The sequence below is a fragment of the Mesorhizobium sp. M8A.F.Ca.ET.165.01.1.1 genome, from assembly GCF_004792065.1.
In the GTDB taxonomy this organism is placed as follows: domain Bacteria; phylum Pseudomonadota; class Alphaproteobacteria; order Rhizobiales; family Rhizobiaceae; genus Mesorhizobium.
The window spans coordinates 491521-510018 of record NZ_SRTH01000004.1 but is presented as its reverse complement, the minus strand read 5'-3'; the positions used below and the strand labels follow the sequence as shown (position 1 = coordinate 510018).

General features: G+C 62.3%; 12 protein-coding genes. 9 read left to right on the top strand and 3 right to left on the bottom strand.

The window, feature by feature from the left end:
• Positions 1-28: 28 nt before the first annotated feature.
• Together EN808_RS15680 and EN808_RS15675 are read left to right on the top strand one after the other, a co-directional pair.
• Positions 29-1318 carry an HlyD family type I secretion periplasmic adaptor subunit gene (locus EN808_RS15680; protein WP_127873135.1) on the top strand — a complete coding sequence of 430 codons (1290 nt, stop codon included), beginning with the start codon at positions 29-31 and terminating at the stop codon, positions 1316-1318.
• Complete coding sequence (locus EN808_RS15675; RefSeq protein WP_127276192.1) at positions 1308-1949, top strand: ribbon-helix-helix domain-containing protein; 642 nt, start codon at positions 1308-1310, stop codon at positions 1947-1949. The genes EN808_RS15680 and EN808_RS15675 overlap by 11 nt, the downstream gene beginning before the upstream one ends.
• Before the next feature lie 131 nt (positions 1950-2080).
• Here EN808_RS15675 and EN808_RS15670 read toward each other — a convergent pair whose 3' ends face one another.
• Entirely contained in the window at positions 2081-3034 is a 954-nt protein-coding gene (locus tag EN808_RS15670) for a transglutaminase-like cysteine peptidase (RefSeq protein ID WP_135916291.1), read from the bottom strand.
• A 635-nt stretch (positions 3035-3669) separates the two neighbouring features.
• On the opposite strand from EN808_RS15670, the gene EN808_RS15665 reads away from it, so the two are divergent.
• The 6 genes from EN808_RS15665 to EN808_RS15640 all read left to right on the top strand — a co-directional run bounded on the left by EN808_RS15665 (position 3670) and on the right by EN808_RS15640 (position 11820).
• The gene (locus tag EN808_RS15665; protein WP_189524122.1) at positions 3670-7533 is read left to right on the top strand and encodes a type I secretion C-terminal target domain-containing protein; all 3864 of its coding nucleotides are present in this window, start codon (positions 3670-3672) and stop codon (positions 7531-7533) included.
• Between the two features lie 72 nt (positions 7534-7605).
• A complete protein-coding gene (locus EN808_RS15660; protein WP_127873133.1) occupies positions 7606-7974 on the top strand; it encodes a hypothetical protein in 369 nt (122 codons plus the stop codon).
• A 29-nt stretch (positions 7975-8003) separates the two neighbouring features.
• Positions 8004-9203, top strand: a complete 1200-nt coding sequence (locus tag EN808_RS15655; RefSeq protein WP_127279954.1) for a penicillin-binding protein activator — start codon at positions 8004-8006, stop codon at positions 9201-9203.
• A 49-nt stretch (positions 9204-9252) separates the two neighbouring features.
• Positions 9253-9912: a thermonuclease family protein gene (locus EN808_RS15650; protein ID WP_245525084.1), complete on the top strand. Its 660-nt coding sequence runs from the start codon at positions 9253-9255 to the stop codon at positions 9910-9912.
• Positions 9913-10057: 145 nt separating this feature from the next.
• Positions 10058-10813: a GGDEF domain-containing protein gene (locus EN808_RS15645; protein ID WP_135916288.1), complete on the top strand. Its 756-nt coding sequence runs from the start codon at positions 10058-10060 to the stop codon at positions 10811-10813.
• Between the two features lie 134 nt (positions 10814-10947).
• Positions 10948-11820 (top strand): phytanoyl-CoA dioxygenase family protein, encoded by an 873-nt coding sequence (locus EN808_RS15640; protein WP_168247828.1) that lies wholly within the window; start codon positions 10948-10950, stop codon positions 11818-11820.
• 89 nt (positions 11821-11909) lie between these two features.
• Here the strand turns inward: EN808_RS15640 and EN808_RS15635 are convergent, their stop codons facing one another.
• The gene (locus EN808_RS15635; RefSeq protein WP_135916287.1) at positions 11910-12809 is read right to left on the bottom strand and encodes a LysR family transcriptional regulator; all 900 of its coding nucleotides are present in this window, start codon (positions 12807-12809) and stop codon (positions 11910-11912) included.
• Positions 12810-12934: 125 nt separating this feature from the next.
• Between EN808_RS15635 and EN808_RS15630 the strand changes: the two genes are divergently transcribed.
• Positions 12935-14572 (top strand): ABC transporter substrate-binding protein, encoded by a 1638-nt coding sequence (locus EN808_RS15630; protein ID WP_135916286.1) that lies wholly within the window; start codon positions 12935-12937, stop codon positions 14570-14572.
• A 454-nt stretch (positions 14573-15026) separates the two neighbouring features.
• On the opposite strand, the gene smc is transcribed toward EN808_RS15630, so the two are convergent.
• Positions 15027-18485 carry a chromosome segregation protein SMC gene (smc, locus tag EN808_RS15625; RefSeq protein WP_135865361.1) on the bottom strand — a complete coding sequence of 1153 codons (3459 nt, stop codon included), beginning with the start codon at positions 18483-18485 and terminating at the stop codon, positions 15027-15029.
• Between the last annotated feature and the right edge of the window lie 13 nt (positions 18486-18498).

The window sequence follows — 18498 nt, the reverse complement described above, 5'->3', positions numbered from 1 at the left end:
AACCCGATATAATAACGGGGCGTAGGAAATGCTTGCCAGAGAAGACCGCCCGCCGCTTTTCGCGACGGCGTCCATATTCATCATAGCGGCGCTCTTCGTCGCCTTTGTCGCTTGGTCATCATTCGCCGAGGTCGACGAGATCGCGCGTGGCGATGGCAAGGTCATACCGGCCTCCAAGACCCAGGTCATCCAGGCCAGCGAGCCGGGCGTCGTTCAGGAAATCGCCGTGAAGGTGGGGCAGGTCGTCAGGAAGAACGACCTTATCATTCGTCTCGACAATACTTTGAACACGTCCAGCCTCGGCGAACAGCAAGCCAAGGCGCGGGCCCTGCAAACACGCATCGCCAGGCTCAAATACGAACAGAGCGGCAGCATCAGCGGATCGTTTCCATGTCCGCAGGACATTCAGGCGGTGGCGCCGGAAATCTGCGACAACGAGCAAAATCTCCTCGTTGCCCGACGCGAAAACTTCGACAACAAGCTGTCGGTGCTCAAGTCGCGCCTCGACCAGCGCGAAAAGGAACTCGACGAAGCGAACGCCAATCTCGACCGATTGACAAAAAACCTGGCTGTGAGCGACCAACAGGCGACGCTGGTCGAGGCGATGGTCAAGAAGGGTCTGATGGCAAGGACCGAGCAGCTCAAGGTCGAGCAGGAGCAAACCGAACTCAACGGCCAATTGAACCTGGCCGGCGAGACGATAAAGAAAGCCAAGTCGGCGATCACCGAGGCGCAGCTCCAGGTCGAGGAACTCGGGCTGCAACTGAAGCAGGAAGCACTCGATGACCTGACGCAGGCCTTGGCCGATCTTTCGGTGGTGGACGAAACCATTCGCGGCGCGACCGACAAGGTCGCGCGAACGGATATCCGCTCGCCGGTGGACGGTATCGTCAACACGATGGAACTGAACACCGTCGGCGCCTTCGTCCAGCCCGGTACTGTCGTAGCCGGCATCGTGCCTACTTCCGAGACATTGCTGGTAGAAGCACGTGTTTCGCCCCGCGATGTCGCCTTTATCCGCCCCGATCAGGATGCCTTGATAAAAGTCACGGCTTACGACTTCTCGATCTTTGGCGGCATCGAAGGCAAGGTTTCCAACATTACCGCGGACAGCCTGGTCGATCAGAAGACGGGCGAACCCTATTATCAGGTGCGTGTTGCAACCGAGAAATCGACACTGGTGCGAGACGGAAAGGCATATTCGATCATCCCCGGCATGATCTGTTCCGTGGATATCAAGACCGGGCGCAAGACGATCCTGAGCTACCTGCTGAAGCCGATCAACAAGGCACGTCAGGAGGCAATGAGTGAGCGATAACGCCATCTCTCCCCGGACCTTGAAAGACCGTTTGCTTCTGCCGCTCCCGACAGAAGATTTCGAGCTCGAGTTCCGCGTCGTGGCGCGCGGCGGCGTAAGGCGCGGCATCCGTCTTGAGAGGGCTTTCTGGGTTTCGCTGAAGCAGATGGCCGAGAGCCGCAAATGCACGATCGGCATGCTGGTCGACGAGATCGCCGAAAGTCACGCGGAAAAAGGAAACCTGACCTCGGCAATTCGGGTCGCCTGCATACGCGAATCGGGGAACGAGAACCTGAACCTGCGCAAGCTTGCGTCGATCAGGACGGTAAACGCCATTCTGCTTGCCTGTCCGTCGCCGGCTTTCGCCTTGGCATCGACGAAGAAGATCGTGACGTTCAATGCGTCGTTCCAGCAACTGGTCAAACGGCAGTTGCCGACAGCATTCGACCAGGACACGCGGCAGGACCTGAAGCTGGCGCTGGATCTCAACGTGGCGGATATATTCGCGCGCCTTGACACCAATGGCGACGTTGCCGTTGCGAGCGGATTTGTGATCGGTGCCGGCGAGCGCCGCTACCGGGGCCAGCTGAACGTGGTGCGCGCGCCGGTGCAGGACCTGGAATTGCTGATGGCTTTTGTCTTCAACGGATAGAGCGGCTCATCCTTTCGCGGAAACCGTTCCATCTCCTTGTTTTCACGGCAATTCCCAATGGCAAAGTGCTGCGCACTTTTCCCGGAATTGCTCTGGGCATTGAGCCGGGACAGGAAGCGACCACCTTGCCTTTACTTGACTTCCAGCAGCGCGCCTTCGCCAGGCGCGACGGTTTCGAAACCGCCCTTGACGTCGGCCATCTGCGCGGCCCCCGGTTTGGACCCGTGGATCCATGCCCGGTCGGTGCTGAACGAATACAGTGGCTGATAGTCCGGGAGCGCGCTGTCCTTGAGCACCGTGTTGTTGAGACTGTCGAGAATGTAAGCGCCGCCGGCAGTGCTCACCGAAAGCACGGCGTGGAAGAAACCTCGCTTGCGGTCCTGGAGAACGACGAGCGACATGCTGCGTGCCGGAATGCCGGCCCTCAGCAACGCCGTCATCTTGAGGATGGCGAAGTCCTCGCAGTCACCGGCGCGATTGGCGAGGATTTCCGAAGGTTTCGCCCAGTAGTCGAGCTTGCCGTAAACGACGCTGTCCTTCTTGTAGGCGATCAGGTGGTTGATGCCGCTGTTGATGAATGACAGTTTTTCGACAAAGCCCTTGCCTTGGGCGGCCGAGACCATGGCCGCGAAGGCCGGGCTCTTGTGGTCACAGGGACTGCCCGCGGTGCAACCGGTTATGGCCTGGTAGACCGGTGCCCAGCGCGCCGAAACGGGAAAATTGCGCATGGACAATGCAACCGACCCGAACACGCCCGGGATAATCGACGCAGTCTGCATCGGGTCGACCCCCCTGCCTTCTTGCGCGGTCGAGGCGCTGGAGCCGTCTTGCGCTGGAACGGGACTGTAGCCGTTCAGGACAAGGCTGATCTGGTAGGGGGCGCCCGGCTGCCAGGGCTGGTACCTTTGCAGCGAAATACCGCCGAGACCATGCGGCGCCTGGACCGTCCCAAGCAGCGCTGTTTCGGGCAGGAAATCCCTGACGACCGGCCCGGCAAGGGCTGGTTGCGCCGAGCCGGCCATCCCCACTGCCAGCAGAAGCAGCTTGAGCTTGCTCTTCCCCGGAGCATTCTTTTGTTTTTTCATGACGCCCACCTTTGACCGTGGACGCTACCAATCTTGTCTCAAATTACTGGAAAGGAAGGTGGATAACTTTCCTATATAATCGTCTTGCTAATTTGAGTAAAATTTTACACGTATTTATACTTCTATTTACCGGATTGTTCGCTTCGCTCGCGGCGAAGCGCCATGCGTCCAAGACAACATATAACTGATTATATGTTCACAGTTTACCAAGCGTAAAAAAAGTTATCGCAGGCATATCCAAATATATAGAATGGATTGATGGACCGTTGCAAAGTCGAGGCGCCACCTGTCTCTTTCCGGGAAATGCCGGAGGGGTTTAAGCTATGGCGACCAGTATTGAATTGGACAACGTTTCGAACTCGTGGGACGAGCATTCCGTCTCCAACGATCACCAGGACCTGACAGCGCCGATCCAGTTGGTGGCGCAGGCCGCACCGGCCGAGCAGGCGGCGGCACCGGCCCAAACGGCGCCGGCTTCGGCCGAACCCGTGCCCGTCGATGTCGGCGGCGGTGCGCCAGCGGCTGCTCCGCCAGCGGCAAATGCCCCACACGAATATGTCGCCGACGCAAGCAACGTCGTCAGACTTCCCGCCAATGTCTCGATCGACAACATCAAGGTCGACGGGCACAACCTCGTGCTCGAGCAGGCGGACGGCTCGGTCATCGTCATCAAGGACGGCGCCCTGAATGTGCCGACCTTCATCATCGGCGAAGTCGAAGTGCCGCGCGTGGCCTTGATCGCCGCGCTGGAAGCGAGCCATGTCGATGTCGCGTTTGGCACGGATGGTTCCATCTCGGCGGGCCCGGGAGGTTCGGCCTCGAGCGCCGGCGGCAATTTCGAACAGCCTGCCGGCGGGATCGGCGACGGCTTCGGCCTTTCGGCATTGCTGCCGCCGACTGACCTGCATTTTGGGCAGCTGGATCATCGCGAGCTGTTCCCTTCCTTGGTCGACAGGGGCGTCTCCGTAGTGGCCATGTCCCTGACCGACCCTGGCCAGGCGGCCAGCGAAACCGGTCTCGATGGCGGCCCGCAACAATCGCCGGGCAGCGACGCACCAAGCAACTCCGAAACCTCCGGCGTCGGGACGATCAGCATCGACGCACCCGATGGCATCGGCTCGATCGTCATCAACGGCACCACCGTGACCGGCGTTAACCAGCAAATCGCGGGCGAGTTCGGCTACATCACGATCCTGTCGTTCGATCCTGGCACGGGTGCCATCCAGTATGACTACACGGTCACCGAATCGGTCACGCATCCCGTTCACACGACCGGATACGACGCCAACGACACGGTTCCCGACACTTTCAGCATCACCGTCACGGATGTCGACGGCGACACGGCGAGCACGACCTTCACTGTTGCCATCGTCGACGACGTGCCGACGGCGGTTGCCGACACGGACAGCGTCACGGAAGGCGGCACGGCGAACGGCAACGTGATTACCGGCGTCGGCAGCGACGGCAATGCGGCCGGCGCCGATACCAAGGGCGCAGACGGCGCCGCGGTGAGCGGCGTGACGGGTTCTGGGGCAACGACGGTGGTGGGCGGCGACTTCCATGTCGTCGGCCAGTACGGCACGCTGACACTGAGCCCCGACGGCACCTATAGCTACGTGGCCAATTCCAACATCAGCAACGCCTCTCCAGTGACCGATACCTTCACCTACACGCTGAAGGACGGCGACGGCGACACCTCGCAGACCACGCTGACTATCACCATCAATGACGGGGCCAACCCGTCGGTGGTCACCAACGCGGTCATCGCGGTGGACGAGGAAGGGCTCGGCACCGCCAATGCGACCGGCAGCGCGCCCGTGACCAACGTCGAGGACGGCAGCGGAACGGTGACGTTCCATGCCGGTTCCGACAACATCACCGGGGTGGCCTTCACATCGGTCGCCGGGATCACGGCGGACGTCAACGGAGTTGCCGGCGCCGACATCGTCTGGACGCTGGCCGGGCCGACCCAGATCACCGGCTCGATCAACGGCATCGACGCCATCCATATCGACCTGGTCGCATCGTCGCTGCCAATCCTGGCTGGCACCAACGGCTCGGCGACAGTCAATGTGACGCTGCTCGACAATTTCCCGCATCCCGACGCGGGTGGACAGAATGTCATCAACCTGACCGGCATCAATGTGGTCGCTACCGATTCGGACGGAGACCAGGCGAGCGCGACGGTTCAGGTCAATGTTACTGACGACGTGCCGACGCTAGGCTCCTTCACTTCCGCCACGATCCCCAACGAAATCGGCACCGTAAATGGTACGTTCAACGTCAGCTTCGGGGCCGATGGCCACTCCACTAACAATGCGTTCGACATCACCGGGCCGGTCATCGATGGAATCCATTACACCGAAACCGATCTTGGTAATGGAACGACACGGCTTCTCGCCGAGGACTCAAACGGCACGGATATCTTCGCGCTGACCGTCAAGGCCGATGCGACCTATACCTTTGAGCTGATCACACCCGGCGCGGCGACCACAGAACAGATTTCGTTCGCTCAACTTGGTGCTGGAGGCCCCGGTTTCCGCGAGCTGGCCGATGATCCAAATACTCCGGTCAATGAATTGGGTCGGGTCGAATTTCAAAGCAACGGCAACGGAGTCAACGCCAGCAACCAGGGTTTCGGCGTCAGCAATCAATGGACCGACTACGGCGAATGGTTCGAGATGGAGTTCCACAAGCCCGGAGTCGCTGGCAACGATGCCGCGAGCTCCAATCCAGACCTTCTTGAATCCGTTACCATAAACATCCAGCAGATTCAGCAGGGCCCTGTAACAATACGATGGACCGCAACAAATCCAGTAAACGGGGATACAGAAACCCACGACATCACTGTATCCTCAACAGGTCCTCTAACCATCGATCCGACGATTCAATTCAGCGTCCTCAAGATCGAAAATATAGACACTGTAGGAACAGGAAGTTTGCGTATCGGGACGGATGTCAGCGTTTCGCATACCATTCTGCCTCCCGATCAAAGTCTAGATTTCCACATCGTCGCCCGTGATGGTGACGGCGACCTCTCGTCAAGCTCCACCCTCAGCATCAACGTTGAAACAGCTGGGACTGGCGGCAATTTCACGCTTACCGGTACGGCCGGCAACGATGTGATCGCCGCAAGCACGCATACCGACACAATGACAGGAGGAGCCGGCGCCGACACGTTCGTGATCGGGTCGGGTGAATCGACACCCGTCATCGGCGGATCAGGCAATGCAGGCACGATCACCGGATATGACATCATCACCGACTTCGTCGCCGGCACCGACAAGTTGACACTGCCCGGCAGTCTGGTGGCCGCCACCGCGGGCAACGTCAATGGCGGGGACTCCACGTTGACGATCGGCGGTGACACGGTTCAGTCCCATTCGGTCACGAACGGCATCGCCAGTTTCTTTGGAACCGACACCTTTACCGCGCCATTGGCGGTCACGTCCGCCGCAAGCCTGGCGGCGGTTGTCCAGTATCTTAACGCCACAGACATCGGCGACGCCGGGGCGACGCTCGCCTTCACGGCAACGATCTCAGGGGTAAACCACACCTACGTCTATACCCAGACAACCACGAATGCCGGCGTGGGAGCACTGGTCGATCTCCAGGGCGTCACCATATCGAACCTGAACAACCTCATCGGAGGCTCGGTCGACCCCATCATTCTCGACCTGAACCACAATGGGTTCGCCTTCTCCGACGTCAGCCACGGTGTCCAGTTCGACATGAACGGCGATGGCACCAAGGAACAGCTCGCCTGGAACACATCCCATGACGGCATGCTGGCGGTCGACCTCAACCATGACGGCAAGATCGACGATGGCACGGAGCTGTTCACGCCGAACTTCAACGGCGGCCATTTCGACAGCGGCGCGGCAGCGCTGGCTTCGCTCGACAGCAACCATGACGGCGTCATCGACCACAACGACGCGGCGTTCAGCAGCCTGGTGATCTGGCAGGACGCCAATGCCAACGGCATCAGCGACACCGGGGAATTGTCGCACCTCGCCGACAACGGTATTGTCTCCATCAGCACGGCAGCGAACGCGGCTGTCGGCGAAATCGACGGGCAGACCGTGACCGGCAACGGCACTTTCCAGATGGCCGACGGCACGAGCGGCAACTATGTCGAGGTAGAACTCGATACATCGCTGGTTGCCTCGACGCAGCCGTCGGTGGCCATGGACGGCACTTCGGGAGCCGACACGTTCAAGATCGACAATCTCAACATCAAGGATCTGATCGTCGACTACCATGGCGACGAAGGGGATAAGATCGACCTGACGGCGCTTTTCGACAAGGCGCCGGCTGGCAACATCGCCGACTATGTGCATTACAACAGCGCGACCAGCACAGTAAGCGTCGATACCAGCGGCTCGGGCAACGCGGCAAACTTCGTGGATGTGGCCGTACTGCAGAACGCACCCGCAGCCGGTACGATCAACATCCTCTATGACGACGCAACACATACGCAGCAGCATGTCACGATTTAACACTTCTGCGCGCTTGTGCTCCCATGCTATGCATTAGCGGAACATGAAATGGCAATTTGGAGAGGGGCTTACATGAAAATTCGTTCAAGATTGCTGGGCACGGCCGCGGCGCTGCTCTTGGCTGGATCCACCGGCTTTGCCGCCGACATCATCGAAGGTCCGACGGCCGACTATTGCCGCACCGTTGGAACCTCCAATCTCGTGCTGACCGAAAACACGGTCGACCTCACGAAACAGGTCGTGAAGCTGATGGATGAGTCGATCGCCGTCGCCAAGAGCCCGGAATGGATCAACTCGTCGCGGCCGGTCTTCGTCTGGGCATCGGAAGCCAAGGTCGCCTGCGGCATGGCTTACGGCTACCTGAAGACGAACTACAAGGACGAAGACACGCTCAACAAGTGCGAGTGTTTTCACGACCGTATGGTCGAGTACATGAACTGACCGCAACAGCGAGAGCGCGCCGGCAGAAAATGGTATCTGACCGGCAGGTCCACAGCTTGCGAACGTGCGTGGTCGCTTGCGCGCTGGCAATGTCGTTGCTCGGCTGCCAATCGAAAGGCGCGGTGTCAGACGCGCTCGACCCCGCTGCCATCCAGGCCCCCAATCAGCCGGCTGCTGTTGCTGTCGCCAACGCAAGCATGGCAACGCAGTCTCTCGGCACCGGCCCCACAAAAGTCGCCATGCTGCTGCCCCTCTCCGCCTCCGGATCCGCAGGCGAAAACGGCAGAAAGATGCTCGACGCCGCCAAGCTCGCGATGACGGATCTCGGCAACCCGCTGCTGACGCTTACCGTCGAGGATACGAAGGGAGACGCGACCTACTCGCAGCAACTGGCGGTAAAGGCCATAACTTCGGGAGCGAAAGTGGTCATCGGTCCGACCGAACTGCCGGCGGCCCAGCATGTCGCGAAACTGTCCGGCGCAAACCGGCCGGTGGTTCTGGCTCTTGCGGACAATTTTGCCGGTGGCCCGGGCGTCTATGCGGTATGTCTCAGCGAGGCAGACAGCGCCGCTGCAGGCGCCGGCGCGATTGCGGCCAAGGGCGGCAAGAAGTTCGTCCTGCTGGTGCCGGCGGGCGCGAGTGCCGACATCGTCGAAAAGCGGGTTGCCAACAGCCTCAGCGTGTACGGAGCCGCACTTGCGATCACCATACCCTATACGAGCGCCGACAGCGCGACAAAGGCGGTGACGGACATGGGCTCGCTGGTGGACGCCCCCGATGCAGTGGTCGTCGCCAGCGGCGACAGCAATCCGTCGCCAATCCTGATCGCCCTGAAGGCAAAAGGCATTCCGGGAAAATCGACCTCGGTGGTTGGCACGAACCGTTGGCTGGAGTACCCGGCCAGTCCACTATTCGAAGGTGCCTATATCGCGACCCTCGACCAACACGAAACAGGCCCCATTTCGGATCGTTTCAAGACAACCTTCAACTATCAGGCCGACGTCAATGTCGCCTATGCCTATGACATGGTCGCCCTGACCGCGGGCATCGCGAGCGCTGCCGGACCGACCGGCTTCAACAGGCAGGTTTTCGAGAACCCGAACGGATTTCGCGGATCGACCGGCTTGTTCAGGTTCCGCGCGGATGGATCCAGCGAACGCTCGATGCCGTTTTACCGGATTGAAAAAGGTGCGCTCAAACTGGTTGCCAAATCGACGTCCAGCTTCTAGCGAATTGGGCGCGGGCGGTCCGGGGGGACAAGCGGGGCGCCTTCGCGTGATGATCGCGGTCGCAAGCCTCGAGCTTCTCGTCGGCATCCTGCTGCTGGTCAAGGCAGCGACCCTGTTCCCTGTCGAGCGGACCGTCACCGACCCGGCCCCGGACGTCAGCGACGACGTCGCGCAGCACCCGGTTCGATCGATCGTCAATTCAGCCCGCAAGATTGCCGAAGATCTCATCGCACCGCCGCAGGTCGTGGGGTCAGAAGTGGAGCGGGTGGAACCTCGCTTGCCCCTTGGCGACCTCGGCCTCGCCTCACAACCCAAGCCATCGATGCCCAGGGATTGGCGGGAAACACCGCTGTATCATCCGGTGGCCACGTCCTCGGCTGGTTTCGACTCCATGGGGCGAAAACTGTTCATCAGTGGAACCCAGAGCGTCGAAGCCGACAGGATCTGCCTGTTTCACGAGAGTGCCTGGCCTTGTGGACAGCGGGCGCGTGCGGCTTTCAACAACTGGATGCGCGGGCGGGCGCTGAATTGTTTCGTGCCTGCGTCGGTCGACCGCTTCCCTGTCGCGGCGACATGCAGGCTGGGCAAACAGGATGTCGGAGCCTGGCTCGTGTCGAATGGCTGGGCGTTGGCCTTGCCGGGCGGTATCTATGGCAAGGCCGAAGCAACAGCCAGGACGGCGGAGATGGGAATCTTCGGCTCCCCATAGGCGGCAGCAACCGGAGTCGCCGCAAAGGCCGGCATCGCCTCCAGAAAGCTGAGCGATCTATCCCGACGCCTCAAATTGTATTGTTCTTTGAAACCGAAATCCTAACTTGCCGGTCTTATGCTTGGCGATCCAACGGAGATCGATCATGTCCAACGCAGCAGCTGATGTCCCGGCCCATCACGAATGGAGGAGCGTCGGCTGGTTGGCTTTCCTTGGAACCATCGGCAGCCTTTGCGTCTCCCTGAGCCTGAACTATCTGCTGTTGTTCAGCGAGACGCTGACGCCTTTCGGGCGCGGCATGATCACCGCAACGCTTTTGCCTTTGGTGATCTGCCTGCCGCTTTTTGTGTTCATAGGCCTGAAACTGGCAGAGATCCGTCGCTACCGGCGGGAACTCAACAGGGCCGCTACCTTCGATACGCTGACCGGTTGCCTGAACGGCAGGGTCTTCACGTCGCTGATCGAGAGACGGGCAATCAGGCCTTCCGTTCCAGGCGAGCGATCGGGCGCCTTCCTGGTCATTCATCCTGAGCATCTGAACGCCATCAACTTGCGCTTCGGCCTGAGCTGGGGCGACGAAGCCTTGCGTCTCATAGCCTCAACCATCCGGTCTTGCGTGCGCTCGCAAGACGTCATCGGCCGCATAGGCGCGTCGATGTTCGGCGTCTTCCTTCCCGGAACGAGCGAGGCCGAAGCCAGGATGGTTGGCGAGCGTATCCGCGCCAGTGTCTCGCAGGTCTATTTTTCCCCTCGGGGCGCCGTGGAGATCCTGGCCGTGACCGTCGGAGGCGTGGTTTTCGAGGAGGACCTCGACTTCGAGGATATGTTCCGGCCGGCGGAACAGAGCTTGTCGGGCAAAGGCGGTTTTGAACTGTCGCGTATTCAACGCGCTTCAGCCTGACGTCCTCCAAGACCGGTTCAGTTTGCCGCGACTTTTGCGATTATCGGGAAAGTCGATGCCAAAATCCGTGGCTTATCGCCCGCGATCCCTTCGCTACGATCCTTGGAGATCATCAGACAGGGATAGCCAAGGACATGCTGACGGACAAGCAGGCACGCGAGGCGGTGGAGCAGTACCGCGAGGAGGGATACGCGGTCGTTCGACAATTCGTCGACGGCGACGAGATGGTCCGGCTGAAGAAGGAAACGGATGCCGTCTACGCCGAAGGGCTCAAGCATCACGCTACTTTCCGGGACGGCAATCTCAACTTCCAGATCCTGCCCGAGTCGGATTTCGGCCAACGCTACGTGCTGCAGGCCTACTGGTTTTCCTGGATCAATTCCTATTTCGAGCAATTCCGGCGCAATCCCAATTACCTGAAACTGCTCGAAGGCTTGATCGGGCGTGACATCAAGCAAATCGCCCAGCAGCTGCATTGGAAGCCACCCGGGGCCAATGTCACTGGTTATCGCTTCCATCAGGATCTGCGCTTCCGCAACCAGGCCGCCTTCGACAATGTCGCCGATGCGACAGTGACGACGGGCCTCGCCGTCGACCGAGCGACGCTCGACAATGGCTGCCTTCAGGTCGTGCCTGGCAGCCACAAGCTCGGCTATCTCGGCCTGTCCGACGAGGGCAAGGGCGAGCTGATGAAGGGGCTGACCGCCGAGGAAGAATTGCGCAAGGTCGGCATCGACCCGGCGACGATCGTTCCATTGGTCCTGGAGCCTGGCGACCTCGCCATGTGGGGGCTGCTTACGGTGCATGGCTCCTCGCCCAACCTGTCGCAGCACGACCGCGCGTTTGCCCTCTCCAGCTATGTGCGGGCCGACTCGACGCAACGCGGCGAGTGGGCGTTCAAGGATGGTGCCTCGGTGCAGCTCGGCAAGACGCCGGCGCTCTGCAAATACGAAAAGCTCTTCGAGGAGCCGGGACCGACGTACGACACCACCGCCTGGTGGAAATGACACCGCCGAGTTTGCCGTTGGGGGCAAGGGTGGCCCGGCGTTCGCGCCGGGCCTTTGCTGGCGCCGACTGGCGATGCCCCTGCCGCGCCTCAGGCGGTAAAATCCGCCGACAGCTCACGGATCAGGAAATCGACGAAGGCGCGGACCTTGGCGGCGATATAGGTCCGGTGTGGGTAGAGGGCATAGATCGGGCTGGAATCCGGGCGAAACTCGTCGAGCCGTACCTCCAGCCGTCCATCGCGGATTGCCGCATCGACCAGGAGGCTCGGCAGGTTGCCGATGCCGAAGCCGGCGATCGTCATCTGATAGGCGGCCTCGACGCTGTTGGTCGAGATGCGCCCGCCGATCGGTGCGTCAAACGGCCCGTCAGGCCCTATGAAGGGCCACGTGCCGAGCCGCTTGGCGAAATTGCTCAAGACGCAAAAATGGCTTGCCAGTTGGTCCGGATGGGTCGGTCGGCCGTTTCTGTCCCAATAATCCGGCGTGGCGCAGACATAGTTGCGGACTTCGCCCAGGCGCCGCGCAATCAGAGCGGAATCGGCCTGGCCGCCGAAACGGATGGCAACATCATAACCCTCCTCGACGATGCCGACGACGTAGCGCGCTGTCAGATCGAATTCGATGGTGGTCAGCGGGTTCTCCTCGAGGAATTTCGGCACCAGCTTGGTGATGCGCGTGTGGCCAAGGACATTGGAGCAGGAAACCCGGATCAGGCCGCGCGTCTCCTTGTGCAGGCCGCGCGTCGAATCCTGCAGTTCCGAAATCTCGTCCAGCAGGCTGCGGGCCCGCGGTGCATAGTCGCGCCCGGCTTCGGTGAGGCTGAGGCGCCGGGTCGTGCGGTTGATGAGACGCACGCCAAGATCCTCTTCCAGCTCCTTGATCGTCCGGCTGACCGCCGTCGTCGACATGTTGAGATCGCGCGCCGCCGCCGAGAGGCTGCCCAGCAGGCAGACCCGGTCGAAGACCCGCATGGCCGTCAGAAGATTCATCCTGTTTCCCCCTCGCCGCATCGGCTCGGCCGCTCGCGGTTTCCAACAAAAGACCGTGCCCAGCGCTGTTGCGGCAAGGGCATTCCACCCGATTTGGACGTAAAATCAACAATGGGAGAAACGATATGACATCCAAGCCTCTTCATCCCGCGATCGACGCCTTTGCGCGGGGTGCCAAAAACGGCGCGCTCAGCCGCCGCGAATTCCTGGCGCTGGCCAGCGCCTTCGGCGCCAGCACGGCGGTCGCCTACGGGCTCATCGGCCAGCCGGTTCCGGCCCTGGCCGACGACGCGGCCCAACCCAGAAAGGGCGGAATCGTGCGCGTCGCCATGCAGGTGATGGAGATGGAGGATCCGCGCAGTTTCAAGGTTTCGCAGATGGGCAACATCGCCATGCAGTTTCTCGAGCCGCTGGTGCGCTGGAAGCCGGATTTCACCTTCGAGCCGGTGCTGCTCCAGGGCTGGGAAATCAATACGGATGCCACGGAATATGTGCTCAAGGTACGCCCTGGCGTGAAATGGTCGAATGGCGACGATTTCACCGCCGAGGACGTTGCCTTCAACGTCACGCGCTGGTGCGAGAAGGGGGCCGCCGGCAATTCGATGGCCGGCCGCATGACGTCGCTTATCGATCCCGAAACCAAGGCCGCCCGCGCCGGCGCCATCACGGTTCGTGACGACCACACCGTGGTGCTGAAACTGTCGCAACCCGACATCACCATAATTCCGGCGCTGACTGACTACCCGGCGCTGATCGTGCATCGCACGTTCAATCCGAAACAAGCAGCCCTGTCCGCCAACCCGATCTCCACGGGCCCCTTTGAACTCAAGAAGCTCGATGTCGGTGTCGCGGCCTCCGTGCGCAGGCGGCCTGACGGCTCCTGGTGGGGCGGCGAGGTGTTCCTGGATGGTATCGACTGGATCGACTACGGCACCGACTCGGCCGCCACCGTCTCCGCCTTCGAATCCGGCGAGATCGATCTGAACGGCCAGACTCAATCCTATGACGTCGCCATGCTCGACGGGCTGGGCCTGAAGAAGAGCGAGATCGTCACCGCCGCCACGATCGTCTCGCGCTGCAACGTCAACGCCAAGCCTTATGACGACAAGCGCGTGCGCAATGCTATCCAGCTTGCGGTCGACAACGAGGCGGTGCTGCAACTGGGCGCCAACGGCATGGGCATCGTGGCGCAGAACGATCACGTCGGCCCGATGCATCCCGAACATGCCGAACTGCCGCCGATCAAGCGGGATCCGGCCCGGGCGAAAGCATTGCTCGCGGAAGCCGGCCAGCTCGATTTCGAGTTCGACCTGATCTCGGTCGAAGCCGACTACCGCAAGGAAAGTTCCGACGTGGTTGCCCAGCAGATGCGCGACGCCGGCTTCAAGGTGAAGCGTACCGTCATCCCGGAATCGGCGTTCTGGAACGACTGGACGAAATATCCTTTCGCCACGACCAACTGGAATGCCCGCCCGCTCGGCATCCAGACCTATGCCCTCGCCTATCAGAGCGGCTCGGCATGGAACGAGACGGGTTTCGCCGATGCCGCGTTCGATGCCAAGGTTCACAAGGCCAACGCCATCGCCGATCCGGACCAGCGTCGGACGGTGATGAAGGAATTGCAGGTGATGTTGCAGGAGTCCGGCATCATCGTTCAGCCTTACTGGCGAAAGCTGTTCTGCCATATGAAACCCGCCTTGATGGGCTATCAGATACATCAGGCCTACGAGCAGGATTTCACCAAGGTCTGGCTCGCCGCCTGATTGCTCATCCGACGGGGCGGTGCATTCCACGGTGCCGCCCTGCCGTTTTTTCACTGCGTGCTTCGCCTCGTGGCGACACTGTCGAGGACCGACGAGGCGCAGTTCAGGTTTCGCTTCGGACACGTCGCACAGATGCGCCCGCACGTGCCTTGCCCCGGCATGTCCGCGCGTATCCGTGGCCGCGTCGCCAGGTCCGCCGGATCGTCAGGCATACGAAGAATCCCGGTGTCTGGGTCTGTCATCGTCAAGCCGCTCCAATTGATGGCGAGAGCTTATCCTTGCCGAAATGAACCGAAACCCGCTTTGACGGACAACAACCTTCCCTAAAAACGGGAAAATTCGCCTCGCGCACCAGCGGCAGCAGCGCGAGGGTCAGGACGCGACGGGGGCGTCACGACAAAGGCGGTCCGGATGACGGCTGATTGAGTTCCTACGGGCCGCGGCGCTGTCGGCGTCAGCTTGCCTCGCGCATCGCCTCCGCGGCCTGCAAGTCGACGGAGACCAACTGGCTGACGCCCTGCTCGGCCATGGTCACGCCAAACAGCCGGTCCATGCGCGCCATGGTGATGGGATTGTGGGTGATGATGACGAACCGTGTCTCGGTGGTCTTGGCCATCTCGTCCATGAGATTGCAGAAGCGCTCGACATTGTGATCGTCGAGCGGCGCGTCGACTTCGTCGAGCACGCAGATCGGCGCCGGATTGGTCAGGAACACCGCAAAGATCAGCGACATCGCCGTCAGCGCCTGCTCGCCGCCCGACAGCAGCGTCATGGTCTGCGGCTTCTTGCCGGGTGGGCGGGCAAGAATCTCCAGTCCCGCCTCCAGCGGGTCCTCGGATTCGATCAGTTGCAATTCCGCCGTGCCGCCACCGAACAGGTGCGAGAACAACCGCTGGAAATGGCTGTTGACCACATCGAAGGCGGCCAGCAGCCGCTCGCGGCCTTCACGGTTGAGGCTCTGGATTGCTTGCCTGAGCTTGCGGATCGCTTCGATGATGTCCTCGCGCTCCGACACGATGGTCTCCAGGCGCTCGGAAAGCTCCTTCTGCTCTTCCTCGGCGCGCAAATTGACGGCGCCGAGCCGTTCGCGCTCGATTTTCAGCCGATCCAACTGGCGTTCGATCTCGGGCATCTCGGGCATCGGATCGTCGGCTTCCAGGCCGGTGTGGCGGATGACCAGATGCGGCGGCGTGTTCAGCGTTTCCTGGATACGCGCCTCGACTTCCAGCCGTCGCTCGTCCGCCGCCGTCAGCCGTTCCTCGGCACGGGCGCGGGTTTCGCGCGCTTCGGCCAGCGACTGGATGGCTGATGTGGCGGCCTTGTCCAGTTCGGCCTGCCTGTTCTCCGCCTCCTGCAGACGGTCGGCGGCCGCCTTGCGCAAAGTCTCGGCCTCCGTGAGTTGCGACAGCAATGCACGGCGCTTGGCGTCGATCTCGTCGGGCGCATCGGCCAGCCGTTCGCGCTCGGCCTCGGCCTCCGCCTTGCGTTCGCCGAGCGAGGCGATCTGCGTCGAGGCATTTTCGGCACGTGCCAGCCAGTTGCCGCGCTCGGCGCCAATGGCATCCAGACGTCGCGTGCGTGCCTCGGCTTCGCGCCGCAAGCCTTCATGGACGGCGCGCGCGTCGGCCAGTGCGGCGCGGTCGCGAGAGACATTGGCCGATGATTGTTCGAGTAGCAATTGCAGGTCGCCGAGATCCGGCGCGTCCTGCAACAACATCTCGGCCTCGACGAAAGCCGCCGACGTCTCCTCGTGGCTGTCGACTATGCGGGCACGCGCCTCGTCCAGCGCGGCACGGCGGCTCGACAGTTCACCGCCGGCCTTTTCGGCCTCGGCCAGCGCATTGCGGGCGGCATCCAGCCGATGCTGGGCCTCGCGTCCGGCCTGGCGCGTGGTCCGCTCCGCTTCGCTTGCCTGGCGGAGGGCCTGCTCGGCCTGTGCCAGCGCCTCCTCGGCCTGGCGCAGGACGAGCGTCGCCTGCACCGCTTCGGCATCGAGTTCGGCAAGCCGGTTCTTCTGCGCCAGCCTTTGTGCCGCGGCGGTCGGTGCATCGGCGCTGGCGGTCAGGCCGTCCCAGCGCCACAGCGCGCCCTCACGACTGACCAGGCGCTGGCCGGGAGCCAGAAGCCCCTGCAACCGGCGGCCGTCAGCGGCCTCGACGATGCCGATCTGCGCCAGCCGGCGGGCAAGCTGTGCCGGCGCGCGAACCATGCTGGCAAGGCTCCTGATCCCTTCCGGAAGCGCGGCGTCGCCGGGCTGGATTTCGCTTTCGCCCCAATGCGCCGGCGCGTTGCGGTCGAGCGGCACGTCGAGATCTTCGCCCAGGGCCGCCCCAAGAGCCGTCTCGAAGCCGCGCTCGACGCTGATCTGCTCCAGCACGGAAGGGAAGAGATCGCCGCTGGCCGCGTTCAGGATCTTGGCCAGCGTACGCGCTTCGGTCTCGATCCGCGCCAGTTCCGCCCTGGCGTCCTGGAGCGGCGGACGCGCGGCACTTTCGGCACCACGAGCGTCGATGACCGACTGCTCGGCCTGCTCCGCCGCGGCCTCCGACTCTTCCAGCAACGCCAGCGCCTGTTCGACCAGGATCTGTTTCTCGGCCGGGTCCGGCAGGCCGGCCACCTTGGCGAGGATGTCCGACAATTCGCGGTCGACATCGGCGAGTTGGCGGGCGAAGCGATCGCGCCGCTCGGCGGTTTCGCGCAAAGTGCGTTCGATCTGATGGCGCGAGGCGGCAGCCTCCGCGCGCTCGGCGGTCAGCGCGGCGAGCTTGGCTTCGCTTTGCGCAAGCGTCGAGGCGGCCTGTTCGAATGCCGCGCGGGTGGTGGCCTCGCGCTCCGCGGCACCAGCGTTTTCGGAGTTCAGCGCGGCCTCTTCCGCGCGCAGGCGCTCGAGAACGTCGGCGTTGTCGCGCACCATCCGCTCTTCGCGGGCGATGTCGCCGTCGAGCTGCTGCAACCGGCGCTCGAGTTCGGCCTGACGGGTGCGGATGCGGCCGGCTTCCTCCTCGATCTGCGACCTGGCGATCGACAGCCGCTGGAAGGCGGCTGCAGCCGCGGCTTCCGCGTCGCGCAGGTCAGGCAAGCGATGGGCGGAGATGCCCTGCTCCTTGGCCGCGTTCATCTGCGTGGCGGCGCGGTCGCCAACGAGCGCCGTGGCCGTAGCCAGCGCCGAACGCGCCTCGCCTTCCTGCGTCTTGGCCAGCGTCCAGCGCAGGTGCAAGAGCGTTGCTTCGGCCTTGCGGATGTCGGCGGACAGGTTCTTGAAGCGCGAAGCCTGGCGCGCCTGGCGCTTCAGGCTTTCGATCTGGCTTTCCAGTTCGCCGACGACGTCGTCCAGGCGTTCGAGATTCTGTTCGGCGGCCTTCAGCCTCAGTTCCGCCTCGTGGCGGCGGGTGTGCAAGCCGGAAATGCCGGCCGCCTCTTCGAGCAGGGCGCGACGGGCCTGCGGCTTGGCCTGGATCAGTTCGCCGATACGGCCTTGCCCGACCATCGAAGGCGAGCGTGCACCGGTCGACTGATCGGCGAACAGAAGCTGCACGTCCTTGGCGCGTGCTTCCTTGCCGTTGATGCGGTAGAGGGAGCCCGCCTCGCGCTCGATGCGGCGCGACACCTGCAGCTCGTCGGCATCATTGAAGGCGGATGGCGCCGAGCGGTCGCTGTTGTCGAGGAAAAGCGTGACTTCGGCGGTGTTTCGGGCGGGACGCGTGCCCGAGCCGGAAAAGATCACGTCGTCCATGCCGGACGCGCGCATGTTCTTGTAGGAGCTTTCGCCCATCACCCAGCGCAGCGCCTCGACGAGGTTCGACTTGCCGCACCCGTTCGGCCCGACAATGCCGGTCAGGCCGCGTTCGATGACGAACTCGCCGGGTTCCACGAAGGACTTGAAACCAAGAAGGCGGAGGCGCGAAAACTTCATTCACGCGCCTCAT

Bases quoted from the DNA above. Each gene is read 5' to 3' on its own strand.
- EN808_RS15680 (WP_127873135.1), top strand. From the start codon at position 29: ATGCTTGCCAGAGAAGACCGCCCGCCGCTTTTCGCGACGGCGTCCATA.
- EN808_RS15670 (WP_135916291.1), bottom strand. From the start codon at position 3,034: ATGAAAAAACAAAAGAATGCTCCGGGGAAGAGCAAGCTCAAGCTGCTT.
- EN808_RS15660 (WP_127873133.1), top strand. From the start codon at position 7,606: ATGAAAATTCGTTCAAGATTGCTGGGCACGGCCGCGGCGCTGCTCTTG.
- EN808_RS15655 (WP_127279954.1), top strand. From the start codon at position 8,004: ATGGTATCTGACCGGCAGGTCCACAGCTTGCGAACGTGCGTGGTCGCT.
- EN808_RS15650 (WP_245525084.1), top strand. From the start codon at position 9,253: ATGATCGCGGTCGCAAGCCTCGAGCTTCTCGTCGGCATCCTGCTGCTG.
- EN808_RS15645 (WP_135916288.1), top strand. From the start codon at position 10,058: ATGTCCAACGCAGCAGCTGATGTCCCGGCCCATCACGAATGGAGGAGC.
- EN808_RS15640 (WP_168247828.1), top strand. From the start codon at position 10,948: ATGCTGACGGACAAGCAGGCACGCGAGGCGGTGGAGCAGTACCGCGAG.
- EN808_RS15635 (WP_135916287.1), bottom strand. From the start codon at position 12,809: ATGAATCTTCTGACGGCCATGCGGGTCTTCGACCGGGTCTGCCTGCTG.
- EN808_RS15630 (WP_135916286.1), top strand. From the start codon at position 12,935: ATGACATCCAAGCCTCTTCATCCCGCGATCGACGCCTTTGCGCGGGGT.
- smc (WP_135865361.1), bottom strand. From the start codon at position 18,485: ATGAAGTTTTCGCGCCTCCGCCTTCTTGGTTTCAAGTCCTTCGTGGAA.